This is a genomic window from Pseudomonas sp. S3_A03 (assembly GCF_054668275.1).
Genome location: NZ_CP162753.1, coordinates 1,782,607 through 1,801,264 on the forward strand (window position 1 = coordinate 1,782,607; position 18,658 = coordinate 1,801,264).

Annotated in this window: 7 protein-coding genes and 8 pseudogenes; 7 read left to right on the plus strand and 8 right to left on the minus strand. The window is 62.2% G+C overall.

Annotated features, from left to right (window positions below; genetic code table 11):
- The first annotated feature begins 16 nt into the window (after nucleotides 1-16).
- Nucleotides 17-524 (plus strand): annotated as a pseudogene (locus AB4O25_RS07980) (peptidylprolyl isomerase).
- Complete coding sequence (lpxH, locus tag AB4O25_RS07985) at nucleotides 521-1,270, plus strand: UDP-2,3-diacylglucosamine diphosphatase (protein WP_017527134.1); 750 nt, start codon at nucleotides 521-523, stop codon at nucleotides 1,268-1,270. The pseudogene AB4O25_RS07980 and the gene lpxH overlap by 4 nt, the downstream one beginning before the upstream one ends.
- A gap of 65 nt (nucleotides 1,271-1,335) precedes the next feature.
- Here the strand turns inward: lpxH and AB4O25_RS07990 are convergent.
- The 7 genes and pseudogenes from AB4O25_RS07990 to AB4O25_RS08020 form a co-directional block, all read right to left on the minus strand.
- Nucleotides 1,336-2,864: pseudogene (locus AB4O25_RS07990) on the minus strand (DHA2 family efflux MFS transporter permease subunit).
- Nucleotides 2,864-4,062: pseudogene (locus AB4O25_RS07995) on the minus strand (efflux RND transporter periplasmic adaptor subunit). The pseudogenes AB4O25_RS07990 and AB4O25_RS07995 overlap by 1 nt, the downstream one beginning before the upstream one ends.
- Before the next feature lie 15 nt (nucleotides 4,063-4,077).
- Nucleotides 4,078-5,528: pseudogene (locus AB4O25_RS08000) on the minus strand (efflux transporter outer membrane subunit).
- Complete coding sequence (locus AB4O25_RS08005; protein WP_017527130.1) at nucleotides 5,528-5,998, minus strand: MarR family winged helix-turn-helix transcriptional regulator; 471 nt, start codon at nucleotides 5,996-5,998, stop codon at nucleotides 5,528-5,530. The pseudogene AB4O25_RS08000 and the gene AB4O25_RS08005 overlap by 1 nt, the downstream one beginning before the upstream one ends.
- Before the next feature lie 190 nt (nucleotides 5,999-6,188).
- Nucleotides 6,189-9,857, minus strand: a pseudogene (locus AB4O25_RS08010) (translocation/assembly module TamB domain-containing protein).
- Nucleotides 9,857-11,583: pseudogene (locus tag AB4O25_RS08015) on the minus strand (autotransporter assembly complex protein TamA). Before AB4O25_RS08015 ends, AB4O25_RS08010 begins: the two co-directional pseudogenes overlap by 1 nt.
- A gap of 64 nt (nucleotides 11,584-11,647) precedes the next feature.
- A complete protein-coding gene (locus AB4O25_RS08020; protein ID WP_460150733.1) occupies nucleotides 11,648-12,298 on the minus strand; it encodes a GNAT family N-acetyltransferase in 651 nt (216 codons plus the stop codon).
- Between the two features lie 169 nt (nucleotides 12,299-12,467).
- Between AB4O25_RS08020 and xthA the strand changes: the two are divergent.
- Nucleotides 12,468-13,303 (plus strand): annotated as a pseudogene (gene xthA / locus AB4O25_RS08025) (exodeoxyribonuclease III).
- Nucleotides 13,304-13,409: 106 nt separating this feature from the next.
- A pseudogene (locus AB4O25_RS08030) lies at nucleotides 13,410-14,739 on the plus strand (substrate-binding domain-containing protein).
- A gap of 51 nt (nucleotides 14,740-14,790) precedes the next feature.
- Here the strand turns inward: AB4O25_RS08030 and AB4O25_RS08035 are convergent.
- Nucleotides 14,791-16,020 (minus strand): acyl-CoA dehydrogenase, encoded by a 1,230-nt coding sequence (locus AB4O25_RS08035; protein WP_017527124.1) that lies wholly within the window; start codon nucleotides 16,018-16,020, stop codon nucleotides 14,791-14,793.
- 166 nt (nucleotides 16,021-16,186) lie between these two features.
- Here AB4O25_RS08035 and AB4O25_RS08040 point away from each other — a divergent pair, with 166 nt between their 5' ends.
- From AB4O25_RS08040 to AB4O25_RS08050, 3 genes are all read left to right on the plus strand, one after another.
- Nucleotides 16,187-17,122: a LysR family transcriptional regulator gene (locus AB4O25_RS08040; RefSeq protein WP_017527123.1), complete on the plus strand. Its 936-nt coding sequence runs from the start codon at nucleotides 16,187-16,189 to the stop codon at nucleotides 17,120-17,122.
- Between the two features lie 84 nt (nucleotides 17,123-17,206).
- A complete protein-coding gene (locus AB4O25_RS08045; RefSeq protein ID WP_003174785.1) occupies nucleotides 17,207-17,599 on the plus strand; it encodes a MerR family transcriptional regulator in 393 nt (130 codons plus the stop codon).
- A 16-nt stretch (nucleotides 17,600-17,615) separates the two neighbouring features.
- Nucleotides 17,616-18,515, plus strand: a complete 900-nt coding sequence (locus AB4O25_RS08050) for a hydroxymethylglutaryl-CoA lyase (RefSeq protein WP_137219770.1) — start codon at nucleotides 17,616-17,618, stop codon at nucleotides 18,513-18,515.
- Nucleotides 18,516-18,658 lie beyond the last annotated feature (143 nt).

The window sequence follows — 18,658 nt, forward strand, 5'->3', positions numbered from 1 at the left end:
GAAAAGAGTAGTGAACATGACTCAAGTGAAACTGACCACCAACCACGGTGACATCGTCATCGAACTGAACGCCGAGAAAGCGCCGATCACCGTCGCCAACTTCATCGAGTACGTGAAGGCCGGCCACTACGAAAGCACTGTTTTCCACCGTGTCATCGGCAACTTCATGATCCAGGGCGGCGGTTTCGAGCCGGGCATGAAAGAAGAAGAAAGACAAGCGCCCAAGCATCCAGAACGAAGCGGATAACGGCCTTTCCAACGACAAGTACACCGTCGCCATGGCCCGTACCATGGAGCCGCATTCAGCCTCCGCGCAGTTCTTCATCAACGTCGCCGACAACGCCTTCCTGAACCACAGCGGCAAGAACGTGCAGGGTTGGGGCTACGCGGTGTTCGGTAAAGTCACCGCAGGCACCGACGTTGTCGACAAGATCAAAGGCGTGTCCACCACCTCCAAGGCCGGTCACCAGGACGTTCCCGCCGAAGACGTGATCGTCGAGAAAGCCGAGATCATCGAAGCGTGATATTGCTGATTTCAGACTTGCATCTGGAACAGGAGCGCCCGGACATCACCCGGGCGTTTCTGGATCTGCTCCACGGCCGCGCCCGTGGTGCCCAGGCGTTGTACATTCTGGGGGACTTCTTCGAAGCCTGGATTGGCGACGATGGGATGACCGCCTTCCAGCGTTCGATTGGCGAGGCTCTGCGTGAGCTGAGCGACAGCGGCACCCCGATTTTCATCATGCACGGCAACCGCGATTTCCTGATCGGCAAGGCGTTCTGCAAAGCCGCAGGCGCCACCCTGCTCAAGGACCCGAGTGTCGTGCAGTTTTACGGCGAACCCGTGCTGCTGATGCACGGCGACAGCCTGTGTACCCGCGACCTCGGCTATATGAAGCTGCGGCGCATCCTGCGTAACCCGCTCGTGCTGTTTATCCTGCGTCACCTGCCTTTGCGTACCCGCCACAGGCTGGCGCGCAAGCTGCGCAGCGAAAGCCGTGCGCAAACCCGCATGAAGGCCAACGACATTGTCGATGTGACGCCCGAGGAAGTGCCACGGGTGATGCAGCACTTTGGCGTGCGTACCCTGGTCCACGGCCACACCCACCGCCCGGCCATCCACAAATTGCAGATCGGTGACCAGGCGGCCAAGCGCATTGTGCTGGGGGACTGGGACAAGCAAGGCTGGGCCTTGCAGGTGGATGAGCAGGGGTTCGCGTTGGCGGCGTTTGATTTTGTGAACCCGCAGTTGGCGCTGCCTGGCGCCTGACTCAAGCACACCGTCGTTCAAACGTGAATAGAGATCCAATTGAATTGCATTACAGCCTTCAGCGGTCAGTGACCTGAAGCCGCAGGCCCCGCCTTGGCGGTAAACGGCGGCTTGGCCAGCCACACCAACAGCATCAACCCGGCGAATATCCACCCCATCAAGGTGAAGTAGTCCACGGTGGACATCATGTACGCCTGGCTGGTCAGTATCTGGTCCAGTTGCGTGTATGCCTTCTGCCCTGCCCCACCCAGCGCCTGCAAGGCGTCGCGCGTGGCCGAGTCATAAACGGTCATGTTCTCGCTCATGTAGGCATGGTGTTGGTCGGCCCGGCGAATCCAGATCCATGTGGTGAGCGACGCCGCAAAGCTGCCGCCCAGGGTCCGCAGGAAAGTGGCCAGGCCGGCGCCGTCGGCAATCTGCTGCGGCGGCAGGTCGGACATCAGGATGCTCAAGGTCGGCATGAAGAACAGCGCCACGCCGATGCCCATGAACAACTGCACCAGGGCGATGTGGGTGAAGTCCACCTCGTTAGTGAAGCCGGCGCGCATGAAGCAACTCAACCCCATCGCCAGGAACGACAGCCCCGCCAGCAGGCGCAGGTCGAACTTGTGCGCATACTTACCCACGAACGGCGACATCAGCACCGGCAGAATACCGATCGGCGCCACCGCCAGCCCGGCCCAGGTGGCGGTGTAGCCCATCTGGGTTTGCAGCCACTGCGGCAGGATCAGGTTGATGCCGAAGAAGCCCGCATAGCCGCCGATCAACACAATGGTGCCGATACGGAAGTTGCGGTAGGCAAACAAGCGCAGGTTGACCACTGGGTGCTTGTCGGTCATTTCCCAGATCACGAACACCGCCAGGGCAATCACCGAAATCGCCGCGCCGATGAGGATGAAGTTGGATTCGAACCAGTCCAGGTCATTGCCCTTGTCGAGGATGATCTGCAGGGCGCCGACGCCCACGATCAAGCTGAGCAAACCGACGTAATCCATCGGCTGGTAGCTGGTCACCACCGGGCGTTTTTTCAACTGCGAACGCACCACCATCGCCGCAAAGATACCGATGGGCACGTTGATGAAAAAGATCCATGGCCAGCTGTAGCTGTCGGTGATCCAGCCGCCGAGGATAGGCCCGGCAATCGGCGCCACCACCGTGACCATCGCCAGCAACGCCAGGGCCATGCCGCGCCTGGCGGGCGGATACACCGCAATCAGCAGGGTCTGGGTCATCGGGTACAACGGCCCGGCCACCAGGCCTTGCAGCACCCGAAAGCCGATCAGCTCGGGCATCGAGGTAGAAATACCGCAGAGGAACGAGGCCAGCACAAACAGCAGGGTTGCCCACAGGAACAGCTTCACCTCGCCGAAGCGACGGCTCAGCCAGCCGGTGAGCGGCAAGGCGATGGCGTTGCTCACGGCAAACGAGGTGATCACCCAGGTGCCCTGCTCGAACTCACACCCAGGTTGCCGGAAATGGTCGGCAACGCCACGTTGGCGATGGTGGTGTCGAGCACCTGCATAAAGGTCGCCAGCGACAGGCCAATGGTGGCCATCAACAGGCTGGGTGGCGTGAAGGAGGCGTTATTGCTCATCAGCGTTGCACAGCCTTGGGAGCGGCGACGCTGTTGTCATGGATCAACTGGGTGATCATGGCGTCAGCCTCGGCCAATTGGCGGTCATACACGTTGGTGGTGAACGAGGCCTTTTGCGGTGGCTGTTGCGCCAGCGCCGGGCCGCTCTGGTCGTGCAGGTTCACGTTGACCATCGTGCTCAAGCCCACGCGCAGCGGGTGCTTGGCCAGTTCTTCGGCATTGATGTGAATACGCACCGGTACCCGCTGCACGATCTTGATCCAGTTACCGGTAGCGTTCTGCGCGGGCAACAGGGCAAACGCGCTGCCGGTGCCGGCGCCGAGGCTGTCGACGGTGCCGCTGAATTTCACGTCGCTGCCGTAGATGTCCGACTCGATGTCTACCGGTTGGCCGATGCGCATGTCGCGCAGTTGGGTTTCCTTGAAGTTGGCGTCGATCCACAGTTGGTTCAACGGGATCACCGCCATCAACGCGGTGCCCGGTTGCACGCGCTGGCCCAGTTGCACGGTGCGCTTGGCCACGTAGCCGGTCACCGGAGCGATCAGGGTGCTGCGCGCATTGGTCAGGTAGGCCTGGCGCAGTTGCGCGGCGGCGGCCTGCACGTCGGGGTGAGGCTGATCACGGTGTCATCCACCAGCGCATTGCTGGTCTTGAGTTGCTGCTCAAGGTTGGTCAGCGCGTTCTTCGCCGCGGTCAGGCTGTCACGGGCGTGGGACAGTTCTTCCTGGGAGATCGCCCCGCCCTGGGCCAATGTCTTACGGCGGTTGTAGTTGTCCTGGGCGGTTTGCACGTCGGCTTTCTGTGCGTTCACCTGGGCTTTCATGCCGTCGACGTTGCTATACAAACCGCGCACCTGGCGCACGGTGCGCGCCAGGTTGGCCTGGGCACTTTGCAGGCCGACGGCAGCGTCATTCGGGTCGAAATTGACCAGCACCTGGCCTTCGTGGACCAGGTCGCCATCGTCGGCGCCGATGCTGACCACGGTGCCGGTAACCAGCGGGGTGATTTCCACTACGTTGCCGTTTACATAGGCATCGTCGGTGCTTTCGTTGAAGCGCCCGTAGAATTCATACCAGCCCCATACGCCCACGACGCCGAGGATGACGATCAGCGCCAGGCCGATCAGCATGACTTTGCGTTTGCGCGGGTTGCTGTCTTTCGGTTGTTCAGTTGCTTGGGTGTTTTCGGCAGTGGCCATGACAAATACCTCGAATTATTCCGTGCGTGTGGCTGGGGTGGTCGATGCCACGTTGTCGGCGTCGAAGCCGCCGCCCAGGGCCTGCATCAATTGAATCGACAGAGCGATTTGCCCGGCATTCAAGGTCGCCAGCTGACGCTGGGCCTGCAGCAATTGCTGCTCGATGCTGAGCACATCCAGGTAGTTACCGACCCCGGAGCCGTAGCGCTGAACCACGGTGTCGTAGGACTGCTGGGCAATGTCGGTGGCGTGTTGCTGGGCCTGGATCTGCCGGCCGGTTTCGCGCAGTTGCGACAGCGTGTCGCCGATATCGCCCAAGGCCTGCACCAGGGTTTTGTTGTATTGCGCCACCGCCAGGTCGTAGTCGGCGTCACGCGCGTCAAGGTCGGCGCGCAGGCGGCCGCCGTCGAAGATCGGCAGGGAAATAGTCGGTGCGATATTGAAGAAGCGGCTCGGCGAACCAAACATCGCGTCCCCCAGCAACGACTCGGCCCCGGCGCTCGCGCTCAAGTTGAGGTTGGGGTAGAAGCGCGTTTTGCTCGCGGCGATGTCCTTGCTCGCGGCCTCGACCCGCCAGCGCGCGGCGATCAGGTCCGGGCGACGGCCCAACAGTTCGGCGGGCAGCACCGAAGGGACGGCAACGGCGGCGGGTTTCAACACGCTGGGGCGTGCCAGCTCATTGCCGCGATCCGGGCCCTTGCCGAGCAACACCGCCAGGGCGATCTTGGCACTCTGCAGTTGTTTTTCCGCGTCGATCAGTTGCGACTGGGAGCTGGCTTCCAGGCTCTCGGTCTGCTGGTACTGGTATTGGCTGTCGATGCCCGCGCTCAGGCGTCGCTTGCTCAATTCAAGCATTTGCCGGGTGCGCTTGAGGTCATCGGTGGCCAGGTCGCGCACGATATGCGCCTGGCCCAGGTCGCTGTAGGCCTTGGCCACATCGGCGGCAAGGGTCAGGCGCGCGGCCTGCTGGTCGACTTCGGCGGCACGGGCCTGGCCCAACGCGGCTTCCCAGGCGGCGCGCTGGCCACCCCACAGGTCGAAGGTGTAATTGAAGCTGGCGCCAATATTACGCACGGTGGAGTAGGCATCGCCCTCACCGCGCGGGTCTTGGTCCCGGGCCAGGCGCGAGCGGCTGACGCCGGCGCTGGCGTCCAGGGTCGGCATGCGCGCGGCGTTCGCGGCGTAGGCAGCGGCCTGGGCCTGGTGGGCACGGGCGCTGGCCACTTGCATGTCGGGGCTGTTTTGCAGGGCCTCCTGGATCAGGCCGTCGAGTTGCGGGTCGCCGAGGCTTTCCACCAGTCGGCGCGAGGCCAGGCGGCGTTCGACAGGGCCGCACCGCTCAGGGATTTACCCGCCTGCAAGGTGTTGGCGTCGAGGCGCCGGCCTTGGGTGTCGAGGCCGCTGAAGTTGGCGCAACCGGCCAGGCTCATCGCCGCGAGCACCAGGCAAAGGGCACGTGGGTTCATTATTTACCTACCCGCTGCAGGGTGATGGGGTCACCGGCAGCTATCAGAATTTTCTTGAGAATCCGTTCCAGGGTTTCCAGCTCGCCCGGCTCAAGTGCGCCGGCCAACTGGTTCAACGCTTGCGCGCCGATGTACGGCAGCAGGTCCGCCAGGCGCTGGCCGTCGGGGGTCAGTACCAACTGCACTTGGCGGCGGTCGAGTTCGGAGCGCTTGCGGCTGAGCAAGTCTTTTTGCTCCAGCCGGTCGAGCATGCGGGTCATCGAGCCGCTGTCCAACGACAGGTGGCGACACAGCTCGGCCGGGGTGTCGACGCCGAACTGCGCCATGATGATCAGCACCTTGAACTGCGCGGCGGTAATGCCGTGGGGTTCCATATGGGTGTCGATGATGCGGTCCTTGAGGATCGCCGCGCGGCCCAGCAACAAGCCGAGGTGGCAGTTGTGGAAGTTGTCAGGGGTGAAGTGGGACATCGGAAGTCACCTTATTACTGCCTAGGCAGTGAATGTATGACGAGATGTTACTGCCTAGGCAGCGAAAGTCAAATGGAATAATTAGGTTGCTTGGTATTTGTTCAGGAAGGAGGATTGAAAGAGGCCCCATGTGGGAGGGGGCAAGTCGCATCGTCGCCCCGCCCCGCCCACTTTTTTTACCGCTTCAGGATCAGAAATCGCGTTTGTAGAAGATATCCAGCGAGCTGGCCACGCCGCTGGCCACTTCCAGGTACACCTTCTTGCTCAGCAGGTAGCGCAAGGCGATGGTGCTGGCCGGTTCGAACACCCCGACGCCGTAACGCAGGCTGAGTTTCTCGGTGATCTTGCCGCTGGCCACCACCGCTGTGTTGTTACCACTGCCCTGGGTGTCGAGTTCGAAGTCCTTGATGCCCAGGTTCCTGGCCAGGTCGGATGTCACCCCTGCGCTGCCCATCAAGCCCAGGCCCAGGGCGGCTTGGGCGAGCATGTTGTTGTCTTCGCCAGTGGTGCTCAGCGGGCGGCCCAGCACCAGGTAGGACAGCGCCTGCTCCTGGCTCATGGCCGGTTCCGAGAAGATTTGCGTGGTGGGTTGTTCGGCGCTGCCGCTGAGGCGGATGCCGGCCACCACGTCGTCGGTCTTGCGGATGGCTTCGATATCCAGGTACGGCTGGTCCAGGGGCCCGGCGAACAGCAGGCGCGCGCGGCGTACGTCGAGTTTCTGGCCATAGGCGCGATAGCGGCCGTCGTTGAGCCACAACTCGCCACGGGTGTCTAGGTTGTCGCCGATATGCACGTGGCCCTGCACCTTGGCGGTCAGGCCGAAGCCGGAGAAATTGAGCTGGTCTTCACCCACCGCCACGTCGATATCCATAGCCATGGCCATCGGCGGCTTGCCCTCTTCGGTCTGGCTGCCAATGATGATCGTGTCGTCCGACACCTTGACGGTCGACGGCGGCAGTTCGCGCACGGTGATGTCACCACGGGGGATCCGCACCTTGCCGACGATGGCGAGTTTGTCATCCTTGAGGCTGATGTTCAGGTCGGGCGCCACTTCGAGCACCGCGTAGGGCTCCACCGTCACCGGCAACTGCGAACCTTGCAGGCTCAGGTCCACTGCCAGGGCCTGGCCCCAGTCGATCCGGCCCTTGAGGCTGCCCTGCCCGGCCTTGCCGCTGCGCCAGCCACCGTTGAGCTGCACGCTTTCACCGGCGATCAGCGCCTGCACATTCAAGCCTTCGAGGCTGATGGGCAGTTCCGGCCCGGAAATTTCGCCGCCCACCAGATTCACGCTGCCGTTGACCTGCGGCGCCATAGCCCCCAGAGATGCGTCCATTGCCGTTGAGCGTGCCGCCGAGGGTTTCCACCATCGGTACAAAGGGTCGCGCCACGGCCAGGTCGAGGCCGACGAGGCTGAAGTTGCCCGTCATCGGCTTGCTCTTCGGCAATGGGTTGATCTGCGCCTGCACCAGCAACTCACCCAGCTTGCCACCGCGCAGGTTCAGTTGTGTGTCGATGCGCTTGGGATTGAGGGTGGTTTCCAGCTTGAGCGTGTCATACGGGAAATCCAGCCACTGGTCTTTGTCCTTGACGCGCAAGGTGCCGCCACTGGCATCCACCGAGACCAGGCCCTTGGGGCCACTGTTGGGCAGGTCCAACTGCAGGTCGGCGTTGAGCTTGCCCTGCCAGGCGAAGTCTTTAGGCAAAAACGCCGCGAGGCTGTCGAGGGGGAATTGCTTGAGGTGGTAACGCAGCTTGGGCTCAGGCATCAGCCGCTGGTCTTCGCCGCAAAGGCTGGCAGGACCGGACACCCAGCAATGCGCAGCAAAGGTCAGCTTGCCATCGGCCAGGCGCTCGATTTTCGCCGGGGCTTGCAGTTTCCAGTCCTGGCCGCCGGCTTGCACATCACCACTGGCCAGGCGCCCGCGCCAGTTGCCCTTGTCGAGGTTGCCGTCCAGGGCCAGGGCCAGTTTGAGCAACGGGCCGGCCAGGTCCAGTTGGACTTTTTGCGTGTTGATATCGCCCTGGGCGGCGGCGGTGAGCGTGCCCAGTTGGGTCTCGCCGCTTTGAATGCCGCTGCCCTTGAGATCGATGGTCGCGCGCTGGGCATTATCCAGGGTGGCGCCGAGGCTCAAGCTTTGCAGGCGGTTGTCGGCAAACGCCAGTTGCTGGCCCTTGAGGTCGAGTTTGCCGTGGGGCGCCTTGAGGCTGCCGGCCACATCGAGACGACCGTTGACCTGCCCACGCAACTGCGGCCACAGCTGGGCCAGACGCGCGAGCTTGATGTCGATTTGCCCGGCCAGACGTTGTTGCAGGCTGCCGCTGCCATTGATGCGGTTGTCACCCAGGCGGATATCCAGGTTCGCCAAGGTCCATTGCTCGCCGGCGCCATCGGCCTTGGCCGCCAGCACTGCCGTTTGCCCCCGCAAGCGCCCCTTGAGGTCGAGGTCGGCGTTGAGCTTGAGCTGCTCATTCTTGAACTCGCCTTTGCTGCGCAGCGGCCCGGCCAGCGTACCGGGCAGTTCCGCCACCCAGTACGCCGGGTTCAGCGCCGACAGGTCCAGCGCCGTATCCCAGGCGATGCCATCGGCGAACTGCAGGTTCAGGTGGCCTTCGGCCTTGCCCTGGCCTGCGGTCAGTTTCAGCTCGGGCAGGAAGACTTGCTTAAGATCACCGCTGAACGGGGTGACTACATTGAACTTGCCCGCCGGGCCGTCGAGGTCGGCCTTGAGGTTGCCGAGGTAGTTGCCATCTTTGTAGGAGATCTCACCGTTGAAGGTGCGCAATGTTACCTGCGGCGCGTCGATCAGCGGATAAAGGCGATGCCACGGGAAGTCGATCCAATCGATCCTGGCGTCGGCACTGAAGCCTTGTTGCCAATCCAGCTGGGCGCTGAGTTTAACGCTCTGTTTATCCCCGGCAGTCAGGCCCAGGCCGGCGATCTGTGCGCCCTTGGCGTCGACCTTACCTTGCAGCAGCAGGTCTATCGGGCCTTTTTCCGCCGGCAGCGCGGCTTTGCCCAGCAGTTGATAGCCCTTTTTCAGGTCGCCTCGGGCGCTGAGGTTGAGCTGATTGAGTTGCAAGGTGTCGGGCAAATCGGCGCTGGGCTTGAAACCGTCAGCCTTGATATGCACGGTTGCCGGCAGGTTTTCCACCAAGGGTTGCAGCTCGCCGGTGAGCTTGGCTGCCAAGTAGCCGCTGCTATCGGCGTCGAGCTTGAGGGTATCGAGCAGGTTGCCATCGACCTTGAGGGCGATTTTCCAGGCGCGCCGCCGGGCGCGTAAGGCAGGCTCAGGTTGCCGCTGGCGGTCAACGGCCAATCGCCGGTGGGTTGCAGCAGGCCGGTGAGGTCCAGCGCCAGGTCGTCGCGCTGCAGTTGTACCGAATCGATCTGCAGGCCGGCGGCGGTCCAATGCGCCGCCAATTGCAGACCCTTGAGCTCCTCGCTGCCGTTGAACAGCAGGCTAGCGACGCGAATGTCGCCCAACTGCAGGGCAACCGGCAACGTCAAATCCGGCAACGTGATGGGGCCGCTGCTGTCTTCGGTACTCGGTGGAAATTGCAGGCTGACCTGCTCCACATCCAACCGGTTGATGCACAGCGTCATGCGCGGCAGGCAGGCCGGCGCCCAATCGAAGGTCGGCGCAGTCAGCTCCACGCGACTGCTGCCTTGCTGCCACAGCAGATGATCGGCGCGCCACTGCCCACCCAAGTGGCCCTGGAAGTTCTCCACGCTCACCCCCGGCAAGCGGCCCAAGGCCCAGCGACTGCCCGCCTGGGTACCGAGTACCACCCACAGCGCCAGCACTACCACGGCGAGGACAGCGACAAGCGCCAGCCCCGCGATTTTCAAACCACGCATCACAACTCAGGCCCCATGGAAAAGTGCAAACGAATGCCGCCCGGGTCTTGCAGGGCATGGGCCAGGTCAAGGCGGATCGGGCCGACGGGCGACACCCAGCGAACACCGATGCCGACCCCGGTTTTCAAGCTCGGCAGCTCCAGGTTGTTGAAGGAATTGCCTTGGTCGATAAACGTCGCGATCCGCCATTTGTCGGCAATCGAATATTGATACTCGGCGCTCAACGCCACCATGTATCGGCCACCGATGCGGTCGCCGCGATCGTTTTCGGGGGACAAGGTCTGGTACTCGTAGCCGCGCACGCTCTGGTCGCCACCGGCAAAGAAGCGCAGCGACGGCGGTACCGACTTGTAGCCATTGGTGGCGCTGCCGCCGAACTGGGCCCGCGCCAGGAAACGGTGGTTGTCCCACAAGGTGGTGAGGCCTTTGACCATGGCCGTGCCGTAAAGCAGGTTGGTGTCCGAACCCAAGCCTTCCTTGGCCACCCGGGTATCCAATTGCAGGCGGTAGCCGTGGTGAGGGTCGATGCGGTTGTCGCTGCGCAGGTAGGAATAACTGACACCCGGCATCACCAGGTTACTCAGGCCCGAGTCATCGCCCAGGCGATATTCCTCGCGCTGGTACTTGAGCGAGATCACCCGGGTCCAGCCGCTGGGCAACTTGCTGTGCCATTCCGGGCCCACGGTGAGCAATTTACTCAGGGTGTCGGTGTTGGCCAGTTCTTCATTCTGGTAGCCACCGGCGAAACGCAGTTTGTCGGTAAGCGGCGGGTCCCGCGGGATGTCGTACCACAGCCCGACGTTCTGCCGCGGCGCCGACAGTTCGGTTTCCCAGCCATAGCTGTGGCCTTGGGGTTGACCCAGTGGCGCGTCCAGTTGGCTTTGCCGCGCGGCCCGACGTCGGTGGAAAACCCCAGGCCCAGGCCCATGGTGCGTGGCTTGCGGGTTTGCAGGCGTACGGCGACCGGGATGACATCGTTGGCCGATGCCGCCGGAGCGGCGTCCACGCGCACGCCCTCGAAAAAGCCGCTGGCTTGCAGGTTCTGGTTGAGTTCGGCGATCAGTTCGGAGTCGTATGGGTCGCCGGCCTTGAAGGGCACCATGCGTTGCAGCAGCTCTTCGTCGAACGGCGTGTCGCCGGCGAAGTTGACCTTGCCCAGGGTGTAGCGCGGGCCGCTGTCGTAGACAAGTTCGATATCGGCAACGCCGGCCTGGGGGTCCACCGCCAGTTTCTGACGGGTAAACCGCCCGCTGAAAAAACCGTAGCGCGAGGCCTGGTTCTGGATCAGCCGCTTGGCGTCTTCGTAGTGGCCATGGTTGAGCACGGCGCCGGAAATGAGGTCGTTGCTGGCGGGCACGCGAAACGCCTTGAGGTTCGCGGCCGGGCCATCGACCCGCAAGGTCACGTTACGTAAATGCACCGGTTCGCCGGGGTCGATGGTGAGGATCAGGCGCGGGTTCTTGCCGCCCTTCACGTCACTTTCGATCTGTGGCTGATAAAAGCCCAACGCCTGGGCGGCTTTGCGCGCCTGCTCCTCGGCGCCACGGCTGAACCGTGGCAAGGCCTCTTCATCACGATCGCCCACCCCGCCGATATAGCCTTCGATGTTGGCTTTCAACGCGTCGTTCGAGGGTTTGATCCGCACGTCCAATTCGCTTTGTGCAAATGCGCCGCAGCTTGTGAACAGCAGAACCAAGCCGCTGGTAAATCTTCCTGCAAATCTCATAGGCGCGGATGCTACACGAGCTGAAGAGTTACGTTGAACTGAGAATTATCTGAATAATTCTGTTCTAAGCCGTTGTCGCCTGTAACGACTGCGGGTTGGGATGGAAAAACACGTGCTCCAGGATAGGCCCTACAGCCACTTCGCCGATTTCCTCGTAGCCCTGGCGTTTATAGAAATCCAGATACCGTGAGTTTCCGGTATCCAGCACCACCCCGGACGAATGCGGGTCGTCGGCGCACCAGTTGTGGACCGCCTCCAGCAACTGCTCGCCGTAGTGCTTGCCCTGGAACTGTGGGTGAATACCCAACAATGGCAGCACGTGCACCGACTCGCTGGGCAGGCACGCCAGCACCGCGTGATGGTAGTCGAGGTAACGCCGCGTACCGCGTACGCCGGTGCTCAGCCACATGCGCAACTGCCAGGCCCAGCTCTCGGTAATTCCCAGGCGCCGTTGCGGCGGGGCGATCAGGGCAATACCGATCAGCCGATCATTCACGAACAGCCCAATGGCAGGCAGCTTCTGGAAAAAGTGTTGCTCGACCAGTTCGCGCACCGTGGCGCGTACCCGTTGTTCATAGCCGGTACGCTCTGCTTCGAAGATATAGGCGAACGTCGGCTCATGCCGATAAGCCTGGTACAGCAGTGAGCGGGCCTCGCGGGAGTACCCGCTGTTGAGCAGGCGGATTTCAGCAGCGGCAGTCGAAGTTTCAGGCATACGGTCAATCTCCCTGGGCGCCATTTAAACGATGGCGTTCGTATGGGTACGAACCTGCGCGGCACAAATCGTTCTCAGACCTTAGCAGTGCAACTGTGCTACCGCCACGCTGGCCCCCGTCTGACTTGTCGGCTGGCATCGCCCTTTTGCCAGGACCGGACTGCCGACCATGAAAATCGTCTCCTTCAATATCAACGGGCTGCGCGCCGCCCCATCAGTTGGCGGCGCTGATTGAAAAGCACCAACCGGATGTGATCGGCCTGCAGGAAACCAAAGTCCACGACGATCAGTTCCCCCTGGCCGAAGTACAGGCCCTTGGCTACCACGTGTATTACCACGGCCAAAAAGGCCATTACGGGGTGGCCTTGCTTTCGCGCAAGGAAGCACTGAGCGTGAACAAAGGTTTTGCCAGCGATGAAGAAGACGCCCAGCGCCGCTTTATCTGGGGCACCTTCGCCGATGAAAACGGCCAGCCGATCACCATCATGAATGGCTATTTCCCCCAAAGGCGAAAGCCGCGACCACCCTACCAAGTTTCCGGCCAAGCAACGGTTCTACGAAGATTTGCAGCACCTGCTGGAAAGCCAGTTCAGCAATGACCAGGCGCTGGTGGTGATGGGCGACGTGAATATTTCCCCGGAAGATTGCGACATTGGCATCGGCCCCGACAACGCCAAGCGCTGGCTGAAAACCGGCAAGTGCAGCTTCCTGCCGGAAGAGCGCGAGTGGATGGCCCGCTTGAAGAACTGGGGCCTGGTGGACAGCTTCCGCCACCTCAACCCGGACGTGGCCGACCGCTTCAGCTGGTTCGACTACCGCAGCCGTGGGTTTGAAGATGAGCCCAAGCGTGGGCTGCGCATTGACGTGATCATGGCGTCCACTGGCCTGGTGCAGCGGGTCAAGGATGCCGGTGTGGATTACGATTTGCGCGGCCTGGAAAAGCCGTCGGACCATGCGCCGATCTGGCTTGAACCTGAGCTGATCCCCCTCACCGTCTTGGGTTGAATGTGGGAGGGCTTTCCCACATTTGATCGCTTGATTGCCAGTCACATTATTGCAATCCAACTGACTTAATCTCGCGGCACTCCCTTTGGCTTGAGAAGGTGCCGGCATGACGCTGCGCGTTCTGTTTCTGTTGTGTTGCGCGGTGCCCCTCTGCGCCATGGCCACTCCCCTACCCGTCCCCGAACAAGGCCCCGCGTTGCGCATCCAGGGCTCCAACACCATCGGCGCGGCGCTGGGACCTGCGTTGGCCAAGGGATTGATGGAGCAACAGGGCTTGCAGGCGATACACACTGAGCCGGCCAGCGCCAACGAGCAGCGTGTGATCGGCAAGACTCGCCAGGGGAAGTCGGTCACTGTCGAAGTGGCGGCTCATGGTTCCAGCACGGGTTTTGCTGCGCTGAAAAACTCCACGGCCGACCTCGCGGCTTCATCCCGCCCGATCAAGGACAATGAGCTGGTCGACCTCGAGCCCCTCGGCGACCTGAAAAGCCCCGGCGCCGAACAGGTGATCGCCATTGACGGCTTGGCGATCATCCTCAACCCGCAAAACCCGCTGAATACCTTGAACACCGAGCAACTGGCGCAAGTCTTCAACGGTGAAGTCAGCACCTGGGAGGCGCTGGGCGGTATCGGCGGGCCTATCCATGTGTATGCGCGGGATGATCAGTCCGGCACCTACGACACCTTCAAGGAACTGGTGCTGCGCTTGCGTGGCAAGCCCCTCGTCGCTTCGGCCAAGCGTTTCGAGTCGAGCGAGCAGTTGTCGGATGCGGTGAGCCAGGACGCCCAAGGCATCGGATTTATCGGCCTGCCCTATGTACGCCAGGCCAAGGCCGTGGCGATTGTGGACGGCGACTCACAACCCATGTTGCCGCTCAACAGCCTGATTGCCACCGAGGATTACCCACTGTCCCGGCGGCTGTTCTTTTATTTGCCGCCGGCGGGCTACAACCCATGGGCCAAGGCACTGGTGGAGTTTGCCCAGAGCAGCAAGGGCCAGGCCATCGTCGCGGCCAACGGGTTTATCGCGCAGCAGGTGCAGGCGATGGCGGTGCAAGCGCGCGGGTCGATGCCGGGACTATCAAGCCATCGCCCGCGATGCCCAGCGGCTGACGGTGAATTTTCGTTTCGAAGAAGGCAGCGCCAGCCTGGATAACAAAGCGCGCCAGGATCTGCAGCGGGTGGTGGCGTACCTGCGCAACCACGCCAAGCTGGATAAACAGGTGACACTGGTGGGGTTCGGCGACGCCAAGAATGACCCGCAGCGGGCCGCGTTGCTGTCGAAGCTGAGGGCGATGGCGGTGCGTCGCGAGTTGGTAAAAAACGGCGTGGTGCTCAGGGACATTCGCGGGTTTGGCGCGCAGATGCCGGTGGCGGCGAATACCGCGGATGAAGGCCGGATCAAGAATCGGCGGGTGGAGGTCTGGGTGTATTAAAACCTGAGCCTTGCGGGGCTCAGGCTTGCTCCCGATACAGGCGACGCGATCTTACTGCCCGCCGCGCATCAGCTCTTTGGGCACGTACTTGCCGATCTCGAATTTGCCGATGGCTGCGCGGTGCACTTCGTCCGGGCCATCGGCCAGGCGCAGGGTACGTTGCATGGCGTACATATAGGCCAGCGGGAAGTCATTGGACACGCCGGCTCCGCCATGGATCTGAATGGCGCGGTCGATCACTTTCAAGGCCACGTTCGGTGCCACCACCTTGATTTGGGCGATTTCGCTTTTCGCCACTTTATTACCCACGGTGTCCATCATGTAGGCGGCTTTTAACGTCAGCAGGCGCGCCATGTCGATTTCCATCCGTGAGTCGGCGATCTTGTCGATATTGCCGCCCAAACGGGCCAACGGCTTGCCAAATGCGCTGCGGCTGACCGAGCGTTTGCACATCAATTCCAGCGCACGCTCGGCCATGCCGATGGAGCGCATGCAGTGATGGATACGGCCCGGGCCAAGACGGCCCTGGGCGATTTCAAAGCCGCGGCCTTCGCCGAGCAGGACGTTTTCATACGGCACGCGCACGTTGTCGAACAGCACTTCGGCGTGGCCGTGGGGCGCGTCGTCGTAGCCGAACACCGGCAGCGGCCGTACGATTTTCACCCCGGGGGTGTCCACCGGCACCAGGATCATCGAGTGCTGTTGGTGGCGCGGCGCATCCGGATTGCTCAGGCCCATGAAGATCAGGATCTTGCAGCGCGGGTCGCAGGCGCCGGAGGTCCACCACTTTTTACCGTTGATCACCCATTCGTCGCCCTGGCGTTCGGCGCGGGCGGCCATGTTGGTGGCGTCCGAGGAGGCCACGTCGGGTTCGGTCATGGCGAAGGCCGAACGGATCTCGCCGCGCAGCAGCGGCTCGAGCCAGCGGTGCTTTTGCTCTTCGTTGGCATAACGCACCAGCACTTCCATGTTGCCGGTGTCGGGGGCCGAGCAGTTGAACGGCTCCGGGCCCAGCAAGGATCGGCCCATGATTTCGGCCAGCGGTGCGTACTCAAGGTTGGTCAGGCCGGCGCCCAGTTCGGACTCGGGCAGGAACAGATTCCACAGGCCCTCAGCTTTGGCGCGGGCCTTGAGCTCTTCCATGATTGCGGTGGGCTGCCAACGGTCGCCTTCGCTGACCTGGCGCTCGAACACCGGCTCAGCCGGGTAGACGTAAGCGTCCATGAAGGCGGTGACGCGTTCACGCAGTTCCTGAACCTTGGGCGAATAGGCGAAATCCATGAGCAGCTCCCTTCTCTGAGAGGTTGTTTAAGTCATGCAATCGATGCTAGAACAGCGTTGATAATTTACCTAGCCTATTCTCGGCGTGTATTAACATTCATCACCGATATATGATCGACGCCTCGGCACGCAACAAATCGCCACCTAACAATAAGAGCGCACCCCAATGAATCTGAGCAAGGTCGACCTCAACCTCTTTATCGTCTTCGACGCGATCTACACCGAAGCCAACCTGACCCGCGCCGGGCAGATCGTCGGCATCACCCAGCCGGCGGTGTCCAACGCATTGGCGCGCCTGCGCGAGACCTTCAACGACCCGCTGTTCGTGCGCACCGCCCAAGGCATGGTGCCTACGCCCATGGCGCAGAACATCATCGGGCCGGTGCGCAATGCGCTGTCGTTGCTGCGGGTGTCGGTGCAGGAAAGCCGCATTTTCAACCCGCAACAGGCGGCCAAGACCTACCGCATCAGCATGACCGACCTGACGGAGGCGGTGATCTTGCCGCTGCTGTTCCAGCGCCTGCGCCGCCTGGCGCCGACGGTGGTGATCGAGAGTTTCCTGTCCAAGCGCCGCGAAACCACCAAGGAACTGGCCGCCGGCCGCCTGGACTTTGCGGTGGACGCGCCGCTCAACACCGACCCGCAAGTGCGCCATGTCAAGCTGATGGAAGACCGCTACGTGTGCGCCATGCGCAAGGGCCACCCGATGGTGGGTAAAGACAAACTGACCCTGGACGATTACATGGGGCTGACCCATATCCATATCTCCAGCCGCCGCAACGGCTTGGGCCATGTCGACCTGGCCCTCGGCAAGATGGGCCTGCAGCGCAAGATCGCCCTGCGCTCCCAGCATTACCTGATGGCCTCGCAAGTGCTGCAGCAGACCGATATGGTCATGACCGTGCCCGAACGCTTCGCCCGGCGCCATGAACTGCACTGGTTCAATTTGCCGGTCAACGATGTGCCGCCGGTGGAAACCCATTTGTACTGGCACGAAAGCACCGACCAGGACCCGGCCAACCGCTGGATGCGCGAACAGATGATCGAGTTGTGCCAGCAAGTGACGGCCCATGAGAAAAAACTGGATGGCAAGCAGGCTTGACCTGCGCCGGGGCTGCAAAGCAGCCCTTGACGTTAACGTAAACCAGCCACTAGCCTAACGCCCAAGCCACCCTTGAGCACCGTCATGAGCACCACTTACAGCATTTCCGACCTCGCCCGCGAGCTCGACATCACCACCCGCGCCATTCGCTTTTATGAAGAACAAGGCTTGCTGGCCCCGGAGCGCCGGGGCCAGGAACGCATCTACTCGGCGCGGGACAAGGTCAGCCTCAAGCTGATCCTGCGCGGCAAACGCATCGGCTTTTCCCTGGCCGAATGCCGCGAGTTGATCGAACTCTATGACCCCACCAGCGGCAACCATATCCAGCTCAACAGCATGCTGGCGAAAATCGCCGAGCGCCGTGAGCAACTGGAACAGCAGTTGCTGGATATCGAGCAGATGAAACTGGAACTGGACACCGCCGAAGAGCGCTGCACCCAGGCCCTTGCGCACACCATGAGCCAGGCCGGCCATTGATCAGAAGGTAACTGCCATGTCCCTCCCCTCCTACGTACGCCTGGTGGAAGTCGGCCCGCGCGACGGTTTGCAGAACGAAGCCCACCCCATCAGCGTGGCCGACAAAGTGCAACTGGTGGACGCTCTCAGCGCCGCGGGCTTGAGCTATATCGAAGTCGGCAGTTTTGTCTCGCCCAAGTGGGTGCCGCAGATGGCCGGTTCGGCCGAGGTGTTTGCGCAAATCCAGCGCAAGCCCGGCGTGACCTACGGCGCGCTGGCGCCGAACCTGCGCGGCTTTGAAGATGCCCTGGCGGCCGGGGTGAAGGAAGTCGCGGTGTTTGCGGCCGCGTCCGAAGCGTTTTCCCAGCGCAATATCAATTGCTCCATCAGCGAAAGCCTGGAACGGTTTGTGCCGATCATGGCCGCCGCCAAAGCCCATGGGGTGAGCGTGCGCGGGTATGTGTCCTGCGTGTTGGGTTGCCCGTACGAAGGCTCGGTCGCACCGGAACAGGTGGCGGCGGTTGCCCGCGAACTGTTCGCCATGGGCTGTTATGAAGTGTCCCTGGGCGACACCATCGGCACCGGCACGGCGGGCGCCACGCGGCGGCTGTTTGAGGTGGTGGGTGCCCAGGTGCCACGGGACAAACTGGCCGGTCACTTCCATGACACCTACGGCCAGGCGATTGCCAATATCTACGCCAGCCTGCTGGAGGGCATCCAGGTGTTCGACAGCTCTATCGCGGGCCTTGGCGGCTGCCCCTATGCCAAGGGCGCAAGCGGTAACGTCGCCACCGAGGATGTGGTGTACCTGCTCAATGGCTTGGGGATCGACACCGGTATCGACCTGGAGGCCTTGATTCTTGCGGGCCGGCAAATCAGTACGGTACTGGGCCGGCCTACCGGCTCACGGGTGGTCAAGGCGCGCAGTGCGGTTTGAGTAGAAGGCTTGTGACAATGTGTTACCGAGCCTCTACACATCGAGTAACACGGGAACATATTGTGGGGCATTGGCCGCGTGGCATTTCCCCTAAAAAACTCAAGCCATTGAATTTAAACAACTTTTAAAAGTTGGCACGCCTT

Excerpts from the sequence above, each read along its gene's own strand:
- AB4O25_RS08040 (WP_017527123.1), top strand. The coding sequence starts at position 16,187 with ATGAATCTGAGCAAGGTCGACCTCAACCTCTTTATCGTCTTCGACGCG.
- AB4O25_RS08050 (WP_137219770.1), top strand. The coding sequence starts at position 17,616 with ATGTCCCTCCCCTCCTACGTACGCCTGGTGGAAGTCGGCCCGCGCGAC.
- AB4O25_RS08045 (WP_003174785.1), top strand. The coding sequence starts at position 17,207 with ATGAGCACCACTTACAGCATTTCCGACCTCGCCCGCGAGCTCGACATC.
- AB4O25_RS08020 (WP_460150733.1), bottom strand. The coding sequence starts at position 12,298 with ATGCCTGAAACTTCGACTGCCGCTGCTGAAATCCGCCTGCTCAACAGC.
- AB4O25_RS08005 (WP_017527130.1), bottom strand. The coding sequence starts at position 5,998 with ATGTCCCACTTCACCCCTGACAACTTCCACAACTGCCACCTCGGCTTG.
- AB4O25_RS08035 (WP_017527124.1), bottom strand. The coding sequence starts at position 16,020 with ATGGATTTCGCCTATTCGCCCAAGGTTCAGGAACTGCGTGAACGCGTC.